This window comes from Maribacter hydrothermalis (genome assembly GCF_001913155.1).
Lineage (GTDB): Bacteria > Bacteroidota > Bacteroidia > Flavobacteriales > Flavobacteriaceae > Maribacter > Maribacter hydrothermalis.
The window spans coordinates 1,339,325-1,357,114 of record NZ_CP018760.1 but is presented as its reverse complement, the minus strand read 5'-3'; the positions used below and the strand labels follow the sequence as shown (position 1 = coordinate 1,357,114).

Annotated in this window: 13 protein-coding genes; 5 read left to right on the top strand and 8 right to left on the bottom strand. The window is 35.7% G+C overall.

What is annotated here, in order from left to right; translation table 11 throughout:
* Positions 1–61: 61 nt before the first annotated feature.
* The 7 genes from groL to miaB form a co-directional block, all read right to left on the bottom strand.
* Positions 62–1,690, bottom strand: a complete 1,629-nt coding sequence (groL, locus tag BTR34_RS05790; RefSeq protein WP_068487344.1) for a chaperonin GroEL — start codon at positions 1,688–1,690, stop codon at positions 62–64.
* Between the two features lie 120 nt (positions 1,691–1,810).
* On the bottom strand, positions 1,811–2,089 hold the full coding sequence (locus BTR34_RS05785; protein WP_036156781.1) for a co-chaperone GroES: 279 nt from the start codon (positions 2,087–2,089) through the stop codon (positions 1,811–1,813).
* A 143-nt stretch (positions 2,090–2,232) separates the two neighbouring features.
* Positions 2,233–2,592 carry a preprotein translocase subunit SecG gene (gene secG, locus BTR34_RS05780; protein ID WP_068487342.1) on the bottom strand — a complete coding sequence of 120 codons (360 nt, stop codon included), beginning with the start codon at positions 2,590–2,592 and terminating at the stop codon, positions 2,233–2,235.
* Positions 2,593–2,598: 6 nt separating this feature from the next.
* Positions 2,599–3,594 (bottom strand): hypothetical protein, encoded by a 996-nt coding sequence (locus tag BTR34_RS05775; RefSeq protein WP_068487340.1) that lies wholly within the window; start codon positions 3,592–3,594, stop codon positions 2,599–2,601.
* A 6-nt stretch (positions 3,595–3,600) separates the two neighbouring features.
* Positions 3,601–4,122, bottom strand: coding sequence for an LptE family protein (locus BTR34_RS05770; protein ID WP_068487339.1), 522 nt, complete (start codon positions 4,120–4,122; stop codon positions 3,601–3,603).
* Between the two features lie 21 nt (positions 4,123–4,143).
* Positions 4,144–5,430, bottom strand: coding sequence for a sigma-54 interaction domain-containing protein (locus BTR34_RS05765; RefSeq protein WP_068487338.1), 1,287 nt, complete (start codon positions 5,428–5,430; stop codon positions 4,144–4,146).
* A 20-nt stretch (positions 5,431–5,450) separates the two neighbouring features.
* Positions 5,451–6,896, bottom strand: a complete 1,446-nt coding sequence (miaB, locus tag BTR34_RS05760) for a tRNA (N6-isopentenyl adenosine(37)-C2)-methylthiotransferase MiaB (protein WP_068487337.1) — start codon at positions 6,894–6,896, stop codon at positions 5,451–5,453.
* Between the two features lie 151 nt (positions 6,897–7,047).
* On the opposite strand from miaB, the gene BTR34_RS05755 reads away from it, so the two are divergent.
* Together BTR34_RS05755 and BTR34_RS05750 are read left to right on the top strand one after the other, a co-directional pair.
* Complete coding sequence (locus tag BTR34_RS05755) at positions 7,048–7,776, top strand: hypothetical protein (protein ID WP_068487335.1); 729 nt, start codon at positions 7,048–7,050, stop codon at positions 7,774–7,776.
* Between the two features lie 72 nt (positions 7,777–7,848).
* Positions 7,849–9,120: an LVIVD repeat-containing protein gene (locus tag BTR34_RS05750; RefSeq protein WP_068487333.1), complete on the top strand. Its 1,272-nt coding sequence runs from the start codon at positions 7,849–7,851 to the stop codon at positions 9,118–9,120.
* A 65-nt stretch (positions 9,121–9,185) separates the two neighbouring features.
* Here BTR34_RS05750 and BTR34_RS05745 read toward each other — a convergent pair whose 3' ends face one another.
* Complete coding sequence (locus tag BTR34_RS05745) at positions 9,186–12,326, bottom strand: VPS10 domain-containing protein (protein ID WP_068487331.1); 3,141 nt, start codon at positions 12,324–12,326, stop codon at positions 9,186–9,188.
* A gap of 198 nt (positions 12,327–12,524) precedes the next feature.
* Here BTR34_RS05745 and topA point away from each other — a divergent pair, with 198 nt between their 5' ends.
* From topA to porK, 3 genes are all read left to right on the top strand, one after another.
* Positions 12,525–15,032, top strand: coding sequence for a type I DNA topoisomerase (topA, locus tag BTR34_RS05740; protein WP_068487329.1), 2,508 nt, complete (start codon positions 12,525–12,527; stop codon positions 15,030–15,032).
* A 58-nt stretch (positions 15,033–15,090) separates the two neighbouring features.
* On the top strand, positions 15,091–16,248 hold the full coding sequence (locus tag BTR34_RS05735; protein WP_068487327.1) for a formimidoylglutamase: 1,158 nt from the start codon (positions 15,091–15,093) through the stop codon (positions 16,246–16,248).
* Between the two features lie 123 nt (positions 16,249–16,371).
* Positions 16,372–17,736, top strand: a complete 1,365-nt coding sequence (porK, locus tag BTR34_RS05730) for a T9SS ring complex lipoprotein PorK/GldK (protein ID WP_068487325.1) — start codon at positions 16,372–16,374, stop codon at positions 17,734–17,736.
* Positions 17,737–17,790: the final 54 nt, after the last annotated feature.

Sequence of the window (17,790 nt, the reverse complement as noted above, 5' to 3'; positions counted from 1 at the left end):
AGCGGTTTAAAGTTATATTGACTGCGCAAACCAATTAATTATTGGCTGTGGTGCCTCGCCACTACATCATTCCTGGCATACCGCCACCCATTGGCGGGCCTGCAGGAGTATCTTCTTTAATGTCGGTTAAAGCACATTCGGTAGTAAGGATCATACCTGCAACAGAAGCTGCATTTTCCAGTGCTACTCTAGTTACTTTTTTAGGATCTATAATACCAGCTTTCATCATTTCAACATATTTTTCAGATTTAGCATCGTAACCATAATCACCTTTGCCTTCAAGGATTTTTGCGATTACAACAGAACCTTCACCGCCAGCGTTAGATACGATAGTTCTAAGTGGAGCTTCAATTGCACGAGCTACAATTTGTAAACCTGTAGCTTCATCTTCATTTTCAGTAGATACTTTATTAAGAACAGATTTTGCTCTTACCAATGCAACACCACCACCAGCAACAATACCTTCCTCAACGGCAGCTCTTGTAGCGTGTAATGCATCATCAACACGGTCTTTTTTCTCTTTCATTTCCACTTCAGAAGCTGCACCTACGTAAAGTACCGCAACACCGCCAGCTAACTTAGCTAAACGCTCTTGAAGTTTTTCTTTGTCATAGTCAGATGTAGTTGTCTCGATTTGAGATTTAATCTGATTAACTCTTGTTTTGATATCTTTTGCAACACCACCACCATTTACAATTGTAGTATTGTCTTTATCTATTTGTACTTTTTCACAAGTACCTAACATGTCAAGAGTAGTATTTTCTAAAGAGAAACCTCTTTCTTCAGAAATAACAGTACCACCAGTTAAAATTGCAATATCTTCTAGCATTGCTTTTCTACGGTCACCAAAACCTGGAGCCTTAACAGCGGCAATTTTTAAAGAACCTCTTAATTTATTCACTACTAAAGTAGCCAATGCTTCACCATCAACATCCTCGGCAATAATCAATAAAGGCTTACCAGATTGTGCTACTGGCTCTAAAACCGGAAGTAAATCTTTCATTGAAGAAATCTTCTTGTCGAACAATAAAATGTATGGGTTCTCTAATTGTGCTACCATCTTCTCAGAATCGGTAACAAAATATGGAGAAAGGTAACCTCTGTCGAACTGCATGCCTTCAACAACATCAACATACGTATCTGTTCCTTTAGCCTCTTCAACAGTAATAACCCCTTCTTTACCTACTTTACCGAAAGCTTGAGCAATTAATTCCCCAATAGTTTCGTCGTTATTAGCGGAAATAGAAGCAACTTGCTTAATTTTTTCAGAAGAATCACCCACTTTTTTAGCTTGTTTGGCTAAATCTGCAACGATAGCTTCAACAGCTTTATCGATACCTCTTTTTAAATCCATTGGGTTGGCGCCTGCAGCAACGTTTTTCAAACCTTCTTTAACGATAGCTTGTGCTAAAACAGTAGCTGTTGTAGTACCGTCACCTGCTAAATCATTGGTTTTAGAAGCAACTTCTTTTACCATTTGCGCTCCCATATTTTCTAATGGGTCAGCTAATTCAATTTCTTTTGCAACGGTTACACCATCTTTAGTTACTTGTGGTGCACCAAATGATTTGCTGATAATTACGTTTCTACCCTTTGGGCCTAAAGTAACTTTTACAGCATTTGCTAATGCATCAACACCTCTTTTTAGGCCGTCTCTTGCATCTATGTCAAACTTAATATCTTTTGCCATTTTTAATTTTATTTTGAATTTGACCCTTAACTATTAAAAGCTAGGTCAAGTGAATTATTAATTATTTTTTAATGAAAGTAAAAAGGCTAAAGGCTAGGTGCCAATTGCCAATTGCTATTTTTAGATAATAGCAAGAATATCACTTTCTCTCATCATTAAGTAGTCGGTACCTTCTAACTTCAATTCAGTTCCGGCATATTTTCCATAAAGAACGGTATCACCAACTTTAACGGTAACACTGTCATCTTTTGTTCCAGGACCTACAGCAACGACTTTACCTTTTTGTGGTTTTTCTTTTGCAGTATCAGGAATATAAAGTCCAGACGCAGTTTTTGTCTCAGCTGCCATTGGCTCAATAAGAACTCGGTCTGCCAATGGTTTGATATTAACTTTAGCCATAATTATTAATTTTTAAATTGATTTTTAGTTTCGTGTGTATATATAGGCAGAAATTATGCCATTGCCTATTTCCTGACAAATTGGAAACAAAAAATGCCAGCTTATGACAAGCTGACATTTATAATATTGTAGAGGATTATTTTTTATAAACTATCCGATGGTGTAGCCTCGTTTGTTACTGGAGGCGTAATTTCTTCTGGTAACGTCTCAGGAACTGTTGTTTCGATATCATCGCCTTGTAATAATTTAGAATCTACATCACCAAAATTACCTTTTAGTGCAATATTAGATGCTAAAATTAAAACGATTAAAAATCCAGCTAAAATCCATGTGCTTTTGTCTAAAAAGTCACCTGTTTTTTTAACTCCACCTACGACTTGGTTTCCACCGCCGCCAAAAGAAGAAGAAAGTCCGCCGCCTTTTGGATTTTGTACCATAATCACCAATACTAATAATAAGCAAACGACGATGATAAGTATCAAGAATATTGAAAATGTACTCATTCTATATTATTTATTATCTTTTTGAATTTTTTCTACTGCCTTAATTCGGTTTGCAAAGAAACTACTTTTTTCCGGATATTTCAAACTTAAAATTTTGAATGCCTGAATAGCCTTTTTATACTTTTTTTGTTCCAAATAAACCCTAGCTAAAGTCTCGGTCATTAACTCATTCTTGTCAATTTTAGATGAGCCAGATATATCAATAACAGTATTGTTGAATTCTGATGGAACTATTTTGGGGTTATTGGAAATAAACTTATCTATACGGTCAAACTTCTTCTTTTTTAGTGCCTCTTCTTTTGTAGATGCCTTTCTTTTAGATTTTACAACTGCTTTTTTTTCTTTTACTGTTTCAATTTTTGGTGCTACAACAGGTTTCTTTATCTCTTTTTTTTCGTTAACGGATGAAATTGGCTTTTCTAATGGTTTGTTAGAAGCTAAGCTAAGCCACTCTGAAAACGAATATTTTTCTTTAGCGTTGAAGGAAAGTGGTTTTCCTAGTTCCAAAGATTCTTCATCTGTTGGTGGTGAAGCTTTTTTTGATTGAAATAATTCGGGATCTAATATGTGTTCTGCGTCGTGTTCGTCTTGCGGTAATGGTTTGTCTTCAGATTCTTCTATAAGAGTAACTGGCTTAATTTCCTCTTCTTTGGTATTGTCTATGGCTATAGTTTCTGTATCTGAAATAGGCTCTTCATTTACAATTTCTTCCGTATAAATTGTTGTATCTTTAGTTTCAATTTCCGAAGAATTATCCTGTAAAAAGTCTTTCGATATAATAAAGTCGAAAAGCACATCCCGATCTGTAGTAAAGGCTGCCGTAGTTTTTAATGCCTTATTGTACTTGTAGCTATTTAGATTTTTTAATCCTTTTAAATGTAGGGCTCTTGCTGCCTGAAAATAGGGATACTCGGCAATAATATCTTCTAGATGTTTTGTGTGTATAGGTTCTACCACTTTGGTAGGGTGTTCAAGAAAATATGTAAAGTCCTTAACGTTCATATGTTATTACCAATCTGCCAATGAGGCATTGAAAATATCTTGTGTTAGTCTTTCAAATATTATTTCATGCGCTTCACTTTTAATAGAGGCAAGTTGAGTATCGGCCGGGTAATCATAAAAGAAAGAAAAACTTTGGTCAAAAGCAGCATCTTCTTTTAAACGATTATAAAATCGAACCTTTACACGCATAGACAATCTATTTTGGGCTGCAGTTTGATTTGCTGTTGCGGACATTGGTGAAATTTTATATTCTGTAATTTCGCCTTCATACAATAAATCTGGATTGCCAGAGGTGATGAGGTCTAAGCTAGTCTGGTTCATAATCCTATCTTGTAACGCCAGTGTAAAATCTCTATCCACACCAGGCTCAAAAGTTGAACCAGGACTCTGAGTAGCGTAATTTTGGAAATAGTTTACTTGAAACGTTTGTGCTTCACCAACATTACCTCCAGTGAAATTATAAACGCCGCAACCTGCAAGAAATAGTATAGGTAGAATAACGATTAAAGATTTCTTAATGTATTTCATTAAAATAGTATTCTGTTTTAGTTAAAGGTCGTATTGTTTTATTTTGCGGTAAAGCGTGCGCTCAGAAATTCCTAATTCTGAGGCTGCAGCTTTTCTTTTTCCGCGATTACGCTCTAAAGATTTCTTAATTAACTCAACCTCTTTCTCCTGTAAAGATAGGGTTTCTTCTTCTTGAATTTCTTCGGCAAAATGGTATTTATCGTCGTAAGATTCTTGAATGAAAGTAGGTTCTTCGTTTTTGGGCTCAGGTAAATGTAGCATTTTCAACGAAGACTCCTCTTGAGTTTCGTGTTCAATGTCGGCATCTTCGTCATCTTCATTACCATATATTTTGCGTATTAGGTTTTCATTGTCTTTTTGAACCTTTTGCGAGTCATTATTTTTTAACAACTCCATTGTTAGTTTTTTAAGATCGTTGAGGTCGCCCTTCATATCAAACAGTACTTTGTAAAGTATTTCCCTCTCGTTACTGAAATCGCTATCAGACTTACTATTGTTAACTACCGCAGGTAAATTACTGGTTGTATTATTGGGCAAGTAGCCGTGAAGTGTAGCGGCGGTAATTGCTCTGTTCTCTTCTAATACTGAAACCTGCTCCGCAATATTTCTTAACTGACGGATGTTTCCTGGCCATCGGTATTTTATTAATAAAGAAACTGCGTGGTCATCTAGGCGAATAGTCGGCATTTTATATTTCTGACTAAAATCTGATGCAAATTTTCGGAACAATAAATGAATATCATCCTGTCTGTCCCGTAATGGTGGAATATTAATTTCTACGGTACTTAATCTATAATAAAGGTCTTCTCTAAAACGCTCTTTTTTGATGGCTTCGAACATATTTACGTTCGTTGCCGCTACAATGCGGACATCTGTTTTTTGAACTTGCGACGAACCTACCTTTAAAAATTCACCGTTTTCTAAAACACGTAATAAACGTACTTGTGTAGTTAGGGGTAATTCGCCAACCTCGTCTAAGAATATGGTTCCACCATCAGCAACTTCAAAATAACCACTTCTTGTTTGGGTAGCACCTGTAAAGGCACCTTTTTCATGTCCAAAAAGTTCACTGTCAATAGTTCCTTCTGGAATGGCACCACAGTTTACTGCTATATATTTTGCATGTTTTCTGTGAGATAATGAGTGAATAATTTTCGGAATAGATTCTTTACCAACGCCACTTTCACCAGTAACTAAAACAGATATATCAGTAGCTGCAACCTGCATAGCTTTTTCCAAAGCGCGGTTAAGCTTAGGGTCTTGGCCTATAATTTCAAATCGTTGTTTTATGCTTTGTATACTTTCCATATAAAATGGCTACTATAAAATTAGTTATTATCGGAATATGACACTGCTATGCCCTTTAAAGTTGCAGAAGTACAATCGTTTATTTGTACGTTTACAAAATCTCCAACTTTATAATTCTCTTTTGGGAAAACAACGACAGTACTTTGGGAGTTTCTTCCCATCCATTCGTTTTCAGATTTTTTTGAAGTGCCTTCTATTAATACTTCCTGAATTTTACCTACGTGCTTTTCTGTTCTAAATTGGCAGTGGCTTCGCTGTAAAGCTATAATTTCGGATAAGCGTCTTTTTTTGGTACGTTCCGGGACATCATCTTCCATTTTTCTGCCCGCTAACGTTCCTGGTCTTTCAGAATAGGCGTACATATAACCAAAATCATATTTTACATATTCTAAAGCCTTTAAGGTAGCGGCATGGTCTTCTTCAGTTTCCGTTGGAAAACCGGTAATGATATCTTGAGAAATGGAACAATCAGGATTAATTTTTCTAATATTATCTATAAGCTCAAAATATTCTTCAATGGTGTGTAGTCTGTTCATTTCCTTTAAAATACGGTTACTGCCGCTTTGTACGGGTAAATGAATATGGTTGCAAATATTTTTATGTTTTGCCATGGTCTCAATTACGTCTAACGTCATGTCTTGAGGGTTAGAGGTTGAGAATCTGATTCTCATTTTAGGATGTGCTAAGGCAACTGTTTCTAAAAGTTTGGAAAAATTAGTGGCCGTTGCTTTTTGCATATCTGATGCATTTTCAAAATTTTTCTTTAGTCCGCCACCATACCATAAATAACTATCTACATTCTGACCAAGAAGCGTAATTTCTTTAAATCCGTTTTCTTGTAGTTCCTTGATCTCTGTTAAGATAGATTGAGGGTCACGACTTCTTTCTCGACCTCTTGTAAAAGGAACCACGCAAAAAGTACACATATTATCACATCCTCTTGTAATAGAAACAAAGGCCGTAACACCGTTCGTATGTAATCTTACAGGGGAAATATCGCCATAAGTTTCATCTTTCGATAATATAACATTGACGGCATCATTACCAGAATCAACTTCTTTAATTAAGTTAGGTAAATCTTTGTAGGCATCTGGACCTACGACCATATCTACTATTTTTTCTTCATCAAGCAACTTGTCTTTAAGGCGTTCCGCCATGCAACCTAAAACTCCAACTTTTAAATGTGGTCTAGATTTTTTTACTTTATTATATTCGGTAAGTCTTTTACGTATAGTTTGCTCAGCTTTATCTCTTATTGAGCAAGTATTTACAAGAACTAAATCGGCTTCTTCTAGGGTTTGTGTCGTATTGAAACCTTCGGTTGCTAAAATAGAAGCAACTACTTCGCTATCTGCAAAGTTCATTGCACAACCATAACTCTCTATATAAAGGTTACGTTTATTTGTCTCTTCTCCTTCAACTACCAAGGTAGTGCCTTGTACATTTTCGTCTATGGTTTTCTCCATTTTGTGTAATACGTTGCAGTAAAATAATTAGGAAGGCAAAGATACTATTATAATCAAAAATATGACAAGATGACATGATATTTTAGGGATAGTTTAAGCTTTCTTAGTAAAAATTATCTAGTTTTAATGCAAATTTTAACCAACCAAGAACATGAGTTTTGAAATATTAACACAACGTATAAAATCGTTTCCAGAATTATCTTTCGGCGATATTTTTAGTAAATCAATAGCGCTTTTTAAAAAAGTTTGGTTGCAAGGTTTTATTATATTGCTTTTAACCTTTGTAGTTATTTTACCATTTTATATTATTCTATATATACCCTTAATTGCAGCAGGAATTACGGATCCAGAATTTTTACAAAATAATGAAATGCCGCCGATGGTAGCCATTGCTATGTGTATTTTGGCACCTGTAGTAGCTATTGGAATTACAACTTTTGCATTAGCATTAAATGCGGCATTTTTAAAAATATGTAAGCATAAAGATTTAGAACAAGAATCTAATGATGACTATTTCTACTTTTTTAAAGAAGGTAGATTAGGGAAGGTATTTATTTTAGCTTTATACACCTTCGGGTTAGCTTTTTTAGGAATGCTTGCCTGTGGTGTAGGGCTTTTTTATATGATTGTTCCGCTATCTTTAATCCCAGCCTTTCTTGCTTTTTCGGGTGAACTTTCCCCTTTAGAAATGGTTAAGGCCAGTTTTACCCTTGGTAATAAAAACTGGCTTGTAATATTTGGGTTAATCATGGTAATGGGCATTGTTGCAGAACTTGGCTTTCTTTTATGTTGTATAGGGGTGTTGTTTACTGCTATGCTTGGCAAGGTTCCTGTATATTTTATGTATAAAGATGGTGTAGGTTTTAATGGTGTTGAATAAAGTAAAGTAGCTAGTAACGCAACTATTTTCACTTTTCTCATCTAATTGAAACAATCTATAAAATAATAAACCATGAGAAATATAGTTCTTTTGTTATTCGCAGTTTCTATATCAAGTTTTATTTCTTGTGAAGATGATGGTCCTTATGATGATTATTTAGTAGCGCGTCCTATTTTGCAAGATGCAATTTCATTTAAAGCCGAAGCTATTGATGTAGTAGATCCCATCCCAATTGTTTCATCGGGTAAAATTTATGCCTATAAGAATTATATTTTCGTGAATGATGTAAATCTAGGTTTTCATGTAATTGACAATCAAAATCCGTCAGCTCCAGAAAGTATAGCTTTTATTAAGTTAGAAGGTAATTATGATATCTCTATTAAGGATGATAAATTATATGCTGATAGTTATGGCGATTTGGTCATTTTTGATATTTCAGATATAAATAATATTACACTATCAAATAGAATAGAAAATGCGATTTATAATAACGAAGTTTGGCTAGCGAATATAGAGTACCCGCAGGCAGATTTTTATGAGTATGATGATATTGATTACGATAAGGATATTGTTATTGGTTGGGAAGTTAAAACAGAACGCAGACGGGTGTCCGATTTTGAAGAACGGAATAACTGTATGTCGTGCGATTTTGCGTTTAATACAACAGAAAGTGGTGGTGGTTCTCCACAACCCTCAACAGGGCAAGGCGGTTCTTTAGCTCGTTTTAAAATAATTGGGGATTATTTATATGTAGTAGATTATAGCGACATTAATATTTTTGATATTTCTAATGTTGAAGATTTAAAAATACTTGACGATGTCCAAGTAGGTTGGGATATTGAAACAATTTATAATCAAGGAGATATTTTATTTTTAGGAGGAAGACAGGGTATGTATATATATAGTATCAAAAACCCTGAAAAGCCTGAGTTTATATCAGAATTTAGACACGGTACCGCTTGTGACCCTGTGGTGGTTGATGGTGATTATGCTTATGTTACGCTAAAAGGTGGAGGGTTTTGTGGAAATACAGAAAGTGGATTATATGTAATTGACATTTCGAACCTAAAAAATCCAGAATTGAAGGTTATTTACCCGATGGAAGGTCCAAATGGATTGGGTATTAAAGATGATACCTTATTTATATGTGACGGTAGCGCAGGTTTAAAGGTGTATGATAAAAGTGATGCACCAAACATAACACCAATAAATAGCTTTCAAGATATTGTTGCTTATGATGTAATTCCATTATCATCCTCATTATTGATGATTGGTGACAGGGTGCTGTATCAATACGAGTATGTTAACAGTGACATTCGGTTATTAAGTACGGTTGAGTTGTAAAATTATCGATGTCTCGGTGACTTTTTAATAAAGGGATGCTGAATAATAGCATCCCTTTATATTGGTTATTGTTCTGCGGAAATCATTTTAATATCTTCTTGATCGACTTTAGAGTTAATGATTTCTGTTTGTTGGGTAACAAGCTTGTTTAAGCGATTTACTTCTAAGTCAAGTTCAGCTGTAATCTCCTTAAAAAATTGCTTAGCTTGCTCTGTGGGTGCATAGTCACCCATTTGGGAATCAGCTAATAAAAAGGCTAGTCTATTGTTTATGCGAATTCCGTAATTTAAAGGGTCTTGCCTACTTTGGTTCTTGGTCATGTGAATTTTGTTTTCTATGACAGAAAGTTCAGTTTCATACTCAGCAATCAGTTTTTGTAAATCGTTGTTATTTTTTGTTTTCTCTTTAAGATATTTTAAATCTTTTTGAATATTTCTAATTTTAATGATTGCTTCGTTTGCCTTGCTGACCTCGTCCCTAACGGCAACCAGAAAATCGAATTGATCCTGAAAATCCTTTTGGGAATTAGGCAATCTAGGGTCTTTTATGACCTTAAATATCTGTTCTTTGGAAATACCGTTAACAGTTAGTTTTGCTTTGTAGCTTCCTGGTACTGCCTTAGGACCTTTATTAGGTGAAGAGTAAAGAATCATTCCTTCAAAAGTTTTAAAACCTGGATAGCGTAAATCCCAAACCAAATTATTTCCGCCAGCTTTTACTTTTAAAGGTTTAGCTGATGTAGGGTCCAGTTTATTTACTTTAGCATTTGTTGAATACCGTTGTATCAACGTATTATCCATTTCTAAAATATCTAGTTGTACGGTATCCGTGTCTTGAAACTTATCTAAATAATAATTTATGATAACACCATCTGGATGGTTTTCGCCTACCAACTTCATATTAGGCTCAGACCAACCACCTTCTTGATGCATTCTATAAGAAGTATCAGGTTTATAGAGGTAGAAATCACTATTTGCAACCTCATTCGATAATTGATGAAGCGGAGTAAGATCGTCGATAATCCAAAAACTTCTACCATGTGTAGCTACAATTAAATCATTGTCCCTTACCTGTAAATCGCGTATAGAAGTTATCGGGAGGTTCATTTGAAATGGCGACCAAGATTTGCCATCATCAAAAGATACGTACATACCCCATTCGGTACCTGCATATAAAAGCCCTTCCCTAACTAGATCTGTTCTAATTACCCTAGTGTAGTCCGTATCTTTTATGCCATTCGTAATAAGTGTCCATGTTTTTCCGTAATCGTTGGTTTTGTATAAATAGGGGGTGTAATCACCAAACTTATAAGCTGTAGCTGCCACATAAACTGTTCCTTTGTCAAATGGACTCGAGTCTATAGAATTGATCATGTTCAATTTTGGAGACATAGAAGCGGGTGGAGTAACATTGTCCCAGGTGGCACCATTATCCTTTGTAACATGAATTAAGCCATCATCACTTCCGGTCCAGATGACATCTTTCTCTAAAATAGATTCTGAGATTACAAAGATATTTGAATAAAACTCTGCGCCTGTATTATCTTGTGTAATTGGTCCGCCAGATGATTCTATAGTTTCGGGGAGGCTTCTGGTTAAATCAGGAGATATGGTTTTCCATGACTGTCCTTCATCTGTCGTTACATGTAAAAAATTAGAACCTGCATACAGTTTGTTAGCATCATGTCTGCTAAATGCTACGGGAAAGTTCCAGTTAAATCGGTATTTCATAACCTCTGCACCAGAACCTGCGGGATTATCTGGCCAAACATTCGTAGATCTTGCTTGCCCGGTAGTATGGTCTAATCTATTCATATATCCTTTATAGGTACCACCATATACAATTTGATTGTTATTTGGGTCCGGTGCTAAATGCGCACTTTCACCACCAGCAGTAGGTTCCCAATCTCGTTCGGAAATGGATTCGCTAGATGATCTACTTGAAATTCGTAATGCGGTATTGTCTTGTTGAGCACCATAAATTCGGTAAGGAAATAGACTATCTGTTGCAATACGATAAAACTGAGCAGTTGGTTGATTAAAATAGGTAGTCCAATTATTACCGCCATCATTTGAAATTTGAGCACCACCATCATCTGCAATTGCCATTCGGTTATTGTTATTTGGGTCTATCCATAAATCATGATGATCGCCATGAGGTGCGTCTTTTAATGTGAAAGTTTTCCCTCCATCTGTAGAAACACCATAACTAACGTTCATTACATATAGTTTATCTATATTTTCCGTATCAGCATAAATTCTCGTGTAGTACCATGCACGTTGGCGTAATGCCCTGTTCTCATTTATTTTTTTCCAAGTAACACCTGCATCGTCAGACCTGTACAAACCGCCATTATCAGCTTCGATAAGAGCCCAAATACGATTAGAATCTAAGGGAGATACTGTAATGCCTACAATGCCCCAAGGAAATCCTGGTAGGCCAGAATGTGTTGAAATATCTTTCCAAGTATCACCGCCATCAGTGCTTTTAAAGAGTTTACTGTCCGGTCCACCACTATCCATTCGGTAGCCATTTCGACTCATTTGCCACGTGGTGGCATAAATAATTCTACTATTGTTGGGGTCTAGTATTAGATCACCAGCGCCAGCCTTATCACTTACATAAAGTATCTTCTCCCAGGTATCACCTCCATCTTTAGAACGAAAAACACCTCTGGTCTCATTGGGTTTCCATAAATTTCCGATTGCAGCCACATAAACTAAATCTGGATTTTTAGGATGTATTCGTATTCGAGCAATATGTTCAGAATCCTTTAAGCCAATAAATTTCCAGGTTTCACCAGCATCTAAACTTTTCCATAATCCTTTTCCTGAAGAAACATTACCACGTAGTGTTTGTTCGCCTTCGCCAACATAAATGATGTTTGGGTCAGATTCTGATACGGTTACGGTACCTATGGATCCGCCAAAAAATCCGTCAGAAATACATTGCCATGTATTTCCGGCATCGGTGGTTTTCCAAACACCGCCGCCAGCAGTGCCCATGTAATAAAGATTTGGGTTGTTTGCTACACCGGCAACGGTACCTGCTCTACCGCCCCTAAAAGGTCCTATTGAGCGATATTCCATTCCACTATATAATGAATCATTATAGCTAATGGTGTTTTTTTTACGCTGAGCCTTAACGTTTTGGAAAGGATGTAGAAATAGAAATGTGATGAGAATGGAGAAGTAGAGTTTATTCATTGTTAGAGTAGTTTGAATTAGTCTCTTTAAAAGTAGGAATATTTCATTCGTATTAGAAAAGTACTTTAATAAACTTTTTTTATTTCAATGAAATTAGTAATCGAACAGTCATTTTTCTATTGAAATTGCGCAAGAAATAAATGTTTGAAATTTTAAAGTTTAATTTTTAGTATACATTTGTAGCTATAAACAAGGTTGATGGCGAAAAATTTAGTAATTGTTGAGTCTCCTGCAAAGGCGAAAACTATAGAGAAGTTTTTGGGAAAAGATTTTAAGGTCGAATCGAGCTTTGGGCACATTGCTGATTTACCTTCAAAGGAGCTAGGAGTAGATGTCGAGAATGATTTCACACCAAAATATATAGTAGATAAAGACAAAAAGGCTTTAGTTAAAAAGTTAAAAACCCTTGCAGATAAAGCTGAAACTATCTGGCTCGCGAGTGATGAGGACCGTGAAGGAGAAGCGATTTCTTGGCATTTAGCTGAAGAATTAGGATTAGATAAAAAGAAAACAAAGCGTATAGTTTTTAATTCAGTTACCAAGGCAGCCATTCAAAAAGCAATTGAAAATCCACGTGAAATAAATTTCAATCTTGTAAACGCACAACAGGCAAGACGTGTTTTGGACCGTTTGGTTGGGTATCAATTATCACCAGTACTTTGGAAAAAAATTAAGCCAGGCTTATCTGCTGGTCGTGTGCAATCCGTAGCCGTTCGTTTAATTGTTGAGCGAGAAAGAGATATAGAGGCATTTGAACCACAAGCATCTTTTAAAATAGCCGCAGAGTTTCAAACCGAAGAAGGAAATGTGTTTTCTGCTAAGTTGAACAAAACATTTGCAACAGAAAAGGAAGCAAAAACATTTCTAGAAAAAAATATATCGGCAGATTTTTCTATAAGTAAGCTAGATAAAAAACCTGCTAAAAAATCACCATCGGCACCATTTACAACCTCTACACTACAACAAGAAGCATCTAGGAAATTATACTTTTCCGTTGGTAGAACAATGCAAGTGGCGCAACGTTTATATGAGGCAGGTTTAATTACCTACATGAGAACGGATAGTGTAAACCTATCTAATGAAGCTTTGGCATCTGCAAAAGAAGCTATCATTAAGAATTATGGTAAAGAATACAGTGAAACCAGAAATTTTACAGGCAAAACTAAAGGAGCTCAAGAAGCACATGAAGCAATAAGGCCTACCGAGATGACTAATCAATCTCCTTCTTTAGAGCGTGATCAGTCTAAATTATATGATTTAATATGGAAACGTACTGTTGCATCTCAAATGAGCGATGCCCAATTAGAACGTACCAATGTAAGAATAAAAGCCAGTAAGCATAAAGAAGAATTTACAGCTAATGGCGAGGTTATAAAGTTCGATGGTTTCTTAAAAGTGTACATGGAAAGTGTAGATGATGAAGATATTGCTGAAGAACAAGAAGGTATGTTGCCGGCAATGAAAGAAGGTGAGCGTTTGATAAATAATTTCATTTCTGCCACCGAGCGTTTTACAAGGCCGCCATACCGTTTTACAGAAGCATCCTTAGTAAAAAAATTAGAAGAATTAGGTATTGGTAGACCATCGACGTATGCGCCAACTATCTCTACTATTTTGAATAGAGGTTATGTTGAAAAAGGAACAATAGAAGGGGTTGAGCGTATGTATCAGCAACTTATTTTAGAAGCGAACAAAATCCAGGAAAAGAATCTTACTGAAAACGTAGGGTCGGATAAAGGTAAAATGGTACCAACGGATATAGGTATGATCGTAACCGATTTTTTGGTAACCAATTTCGCGAATATCTTAGATTACAACTTTACGGCACAAGTAGAAGAAGATTTTGATGAAATTGCCTCAGGGGATGAAGATTGGAAGAAGATGATGAAAAATTTCTACAAAGATTTTCATCCAAATGTAGTCGACGTTGAAGAAAATGCAGACCGCGCAAGCGGTGAAAGAATATTAGGGAAAGACCCAAAAAGTGGTAAACAGGTATCTGTACGATTAGGTAGATTTGGTCCAATGGTACAAATAGGTACAGTTGATGACGAAGAAAAACCAACTTTTGCAAGTTTATTACCAGAGCAGTCGCTGAATACCATTTCTTATGAAGAAGCAATGGATCTTTTTAAACTGCCTAGAACATTAGGGGTTTATAAAGGTGAAGAAGTCTTGGCCAATGTAGGTAGATTTGGACCGTACGTAAAATTCGGAGAAAAATTTATTTCAATGGATAAAGGAGAAAGCGCCTTTGAAATTGAAATGGATAGAGCAATTGAGTTAATTGTTGCCAAACAAAAAGCAGATGCACCGATTGCCATGTATGAAGAAATGGAAGTTACCAAAGGAACGGGTAGGTTCGGTCCTTTTATTAAATGGAACGGAATGTTTATTAACGTAAACAAAAAATACGATTTTGATAATTTATCAAATGACGACATCATAGAGCTAATTGAAACCAAGAAACAAAAAGAGATAGATAAGGTTATTCAAAATTGGGAAGAAGAAGGTATACGTATTGAAAAAGCAAGATGGGGACGCCACAATGTTATAAAGGGCAAGATAAAAGTAGAGCTGGCAAAGACAGTTGATGTGACCAAAATGTCATTAAAAGAGGCCCAAGAGTTAATCGAGAAAAAAACGCCAAAGAAAAAAGCAAAGGCGAAACCAAAAGCTAAGGCAAAACCAAAAACAAAAAAGTAATATTTTTTAAGTCTAAAAGTTCAGTGTAATATGCTCATGATTTTTAATTTACCTATAAATGGCCTTTGATTTTTTAGTTCCCGTTTCGGATAAAGTGTTGGCGCATAATGAGTTGTTGCCGAGTCAGTCTATAGGTAGAAATACATATATACATACCGAAAAAGATGGTTTGCCTGTTTTAGCAAATGCCACTGTTGCCATATTAGGCGTAAGAGAGTCTAGAAATGCATATGAGAAGAAGCATGAGAAATTAGATGTATCGGGAATACGATTACAATTTTACAAGCTATTAATAGGTAACTGGAATGCCACTATTGTAGATTTAGGGGATATTGAGGAAGGTGCAACCGTTGACGACACCTATTTTGTAGTAAAAGAAATTGTAGCAGGTTTATTAGAAGAAGATATTATCCCAATAATACTTGGTGCTACACAAGATATTACCTACCCGGCATATCGGGCTTTTGATGGTATAAAGGATATGATTAATCTAGTAGCTGTAGATAGTCGTTTCGATTTTGGAATTGAAGATGAATTAATTTCTTCTCATTCTTATATGAGCAAGATTATTACTGATAAACCAAACAATCTATTTAATTTTTCCAATATTGGTTATCAAAGTTATTTCAATGCCCAGGAAGAAATAGATTTAATGGATCGCTTATTTTTTGATTCGTATCGCCTTGGAGAGATTGCCAATGATATTTCTTTAGCAGAACCTGTTCTTAGGAATGCCCATATGGTCAGCTTAGATGTGCGTTCAATTAAGGCAAGTGAAATATCTTTATCAGCTAATTTTTCGCCGAATGGTTTTACCGGTAGAGAAATATGTGCTATTTCTAGATATGCAGGTATAAGCGATAAAGTTTCGGTTTTTGGATTGTACGAAATGGAGAATACCGTACAGTCGCAACAATTAATAGCCCAAATTATATGGTACTTTATAGAAGGTATCAATTATAGAATTAAAGAATCTCCATATTCTAAAACTGAAGACTTCGTAAAGTATAATGTACCTAGCGAAGATGAGGAGCTTGTATTCTACAAAAGTTTATTAACAGAAAGATGGTGGACAGAAATTCCATCAATTTATACTTCACATACTAAAGGCTATACACCTGCGTTATTACCATGCACCGAGAAGGATTATTTAGATGCATGTAATCAACACATTCCTGAAAGGTGGTTTAAAGCTTATAAGAAAGGCTTTAATTAAACTAGAATTTTTTAAAGCATTAAAAGACTTTAATACAATATTTTATATAAAACATAGTTTTAGTTGTTAGAATAAATCATTGTATTCTGAAGTTTAAACCATAATCGAAATTTAACCTAAAGTATGAAGAAGCTATTGTTATCCTCTGTAGCGTTTGTTTTTTTACTCACAAGTTGTGGGTCTAAGCAGAAAGGAGAGCTAACCGGAGTCCAGGGAAAAAAGTGGTACCCGGAAAAACCTTATGGAATGGAACTAATTCCCAGAGGTTCTTTTATCATGGGTAAGAGTGAAGAAGACCAAGGAAAATTATTAAATGCCCCAACTAAGACAGTTACCGTACGTTCTTTTTATATGGATGATACCGAAATCACAAATAGTGAGTATCGTCAATTTGTAGAATGGGTAAAGGATTCTATAGTAAGAACCAAATTAGCCATCTTAGCAGATGAGTTGGGTATAGGTCCTGAAGAGGGCGGTATTGGTGATTTTGCATTTAAAGATGCAGATACCACAAGAGCGTCTGTTTATGACAAGTATATGCTCGATAATTATTCTGGAATGGGCGAAACCGGTTACGAAGGTAGAGCTTTAAGTAAAGATGAAGATTTGGTTTGGAATACGTCAGATTATCCAGATGAGTATTATACTGAAATAATGGATTCTATTTATTTACCAGAAGACGAATCTTATAATGGTCAACGTACTATTGATGTTAAAAAACTAAAATATAAGTATAGTTGGATGGATATTGAAGCTGCCGCTCGTGCTTCGTTAAAAGGGAATACCAGTCGTAAAGATTTTATCAGAACTGAAGAAGTCGAGATCTATCCAGATACAACGGTTTGGATTAGAGATTTCTCTTATTCGTACAACGAACCTATGCATAACGACTATTTTTGGCATGATGCCTATAGTGAATATCCAGTAGTGGGAATTACTTGGCAACAAGCAAAAGCATTTTGTAACTGGAGAACTAAATTCAAGAACGACGACAATAAGAGTCGTGGTAGACAATTTGTAAACCAGTTTAGACTTCCTACCGAAGCAGAATGGGAGTATGCGGCAAGAGGAGGAATCGAAGGTGGTACGTACCCTTGGGGTGGACCATATGTAATTAGTGATACCGGTTGTTTTATGGCAAACTTTAAGCCACAACGTGGAGATTACGCTGCAGATGCTGCTTTATATACAGTAGAAGCAAAATCTTACGAGCCAAACGACTTTAATATGTACAACATGGCTGGTAATGTATCTGAATGGACCAATTCAAGTTACGATCCAAGTGCATACGATTACGTATCTACTATGAACCCTAATGGTGGGGACCAATCTAACACCAGAAAAGTGATTAGAGGTGGTTCTTGGAAAGATGTAGCTTATTTCTTGCAAGTGAGTACTAGGGATTACGAATACGCGGATTCAGCACGTAGTTATATAGGATTCAGGACCGTACAAGATTATATGGGCGAAGAGGATTCAACACAATAAATTATTGTATAAACAGTTTTATAATAAATTCAAATTTTAAACCAAATCTTTTTT

What these genes read in the sequence shown, in the direction of transcription:
- groL (WP_068487344.1), bottom strand. Translation starts at nt 1,690, where the DNA reads ATGGCAAAAGATATTAAGTTTGACATAGATGCAAGAGACGGCCTAAAA.
- BTR34_RS05785 (WP_036156781.1), bottom strand. Translation starts at nt 2,089, where the DNA reads ATGGCTAAAGTTAATATCAAACCATTGGCAGACCGAGTTCTTATTGAG.
- secG (WP_068487342.1), bottom strand. Translation starts at nt 2,592, where the DNA reads ATGAGTACATTTTCAATATTCTTGATACTTATCATCGTCGTTTGCTTA.
- BTR34_RS05775 (WP_068487340.1), bottom strand. Translation starts at nt 3,594, where the DNA reads ATGAACGTTAAGGACTTTACATATTTTCTTGAACACCCTACCAAAGTG.
- BTR34_RS05770 (WP_068487339.1), bottom strand. Translation starts at nt 4,122, where the DNA reads ATGAAATACATTAAGAAATCTTTAATCGTTATTCTACCTATACTATTT.
- BTR34_RS05765 (WP_068487338.1), bottom strand. Translation starts at nt 5,430, where the DNA reads ATGGAAAGTATACAAAGCATAAAACAACGATTTGAAATTATAGGCCAA.
- miaB (WP_068487337.1), bottom strand. Translation starts at nt 6,896, where the DNA reads ATGGAGAAAACCATAGACGAAAATGTACAAGGCACTACCTTGGTAGTT.
- BTR34_RS05755 (WP_068487335.1), top strand. Translation starts at nt 7,048, where the DNA reads ATGAGTTTTGAAATATTAACACAACGTATAAAATCGTTTCCAGAATTA.
- BTR34_RS05750 (WP_068487333.1), top strand. Translation starts at nt 7,849, where the DNA reads ATGAGAAATATAGTTCTTTTGTTATTCGCAGTTTCTATATCAAGTTTT.
- BTR34_RS05745 (WP_068487331.1), bottom strand. Translation starts at nt 12,326, where the DNA reads ATGAATAAACTCTACTTCTCCATTCTCATCACATTTCTATTTCTACAT.
- topA (WP_068487329.1), top strand. Translation starts at nt 12,525, where the DNA reads ATGGCGAAAAATTTAGTAATTGTTGAGTCTCCTGCAAAGGCGAAAACT.
- BTR34_RS05735 (WP_068487327.1), top strand. Translation starts at nt 15,091, where the DNA reads ATGGCCTTTGATTTTTTAGTTCCCGTTTCGGATAAAGTGTTGGCGCAT.
- porK (WP_068487325.1), top strand. Translation starts at nt 16,372, where the DNA reads ATGAAGAAGCTATTGTTATCCTCTGTAGCGTTTGTTTTTTTACTCACA.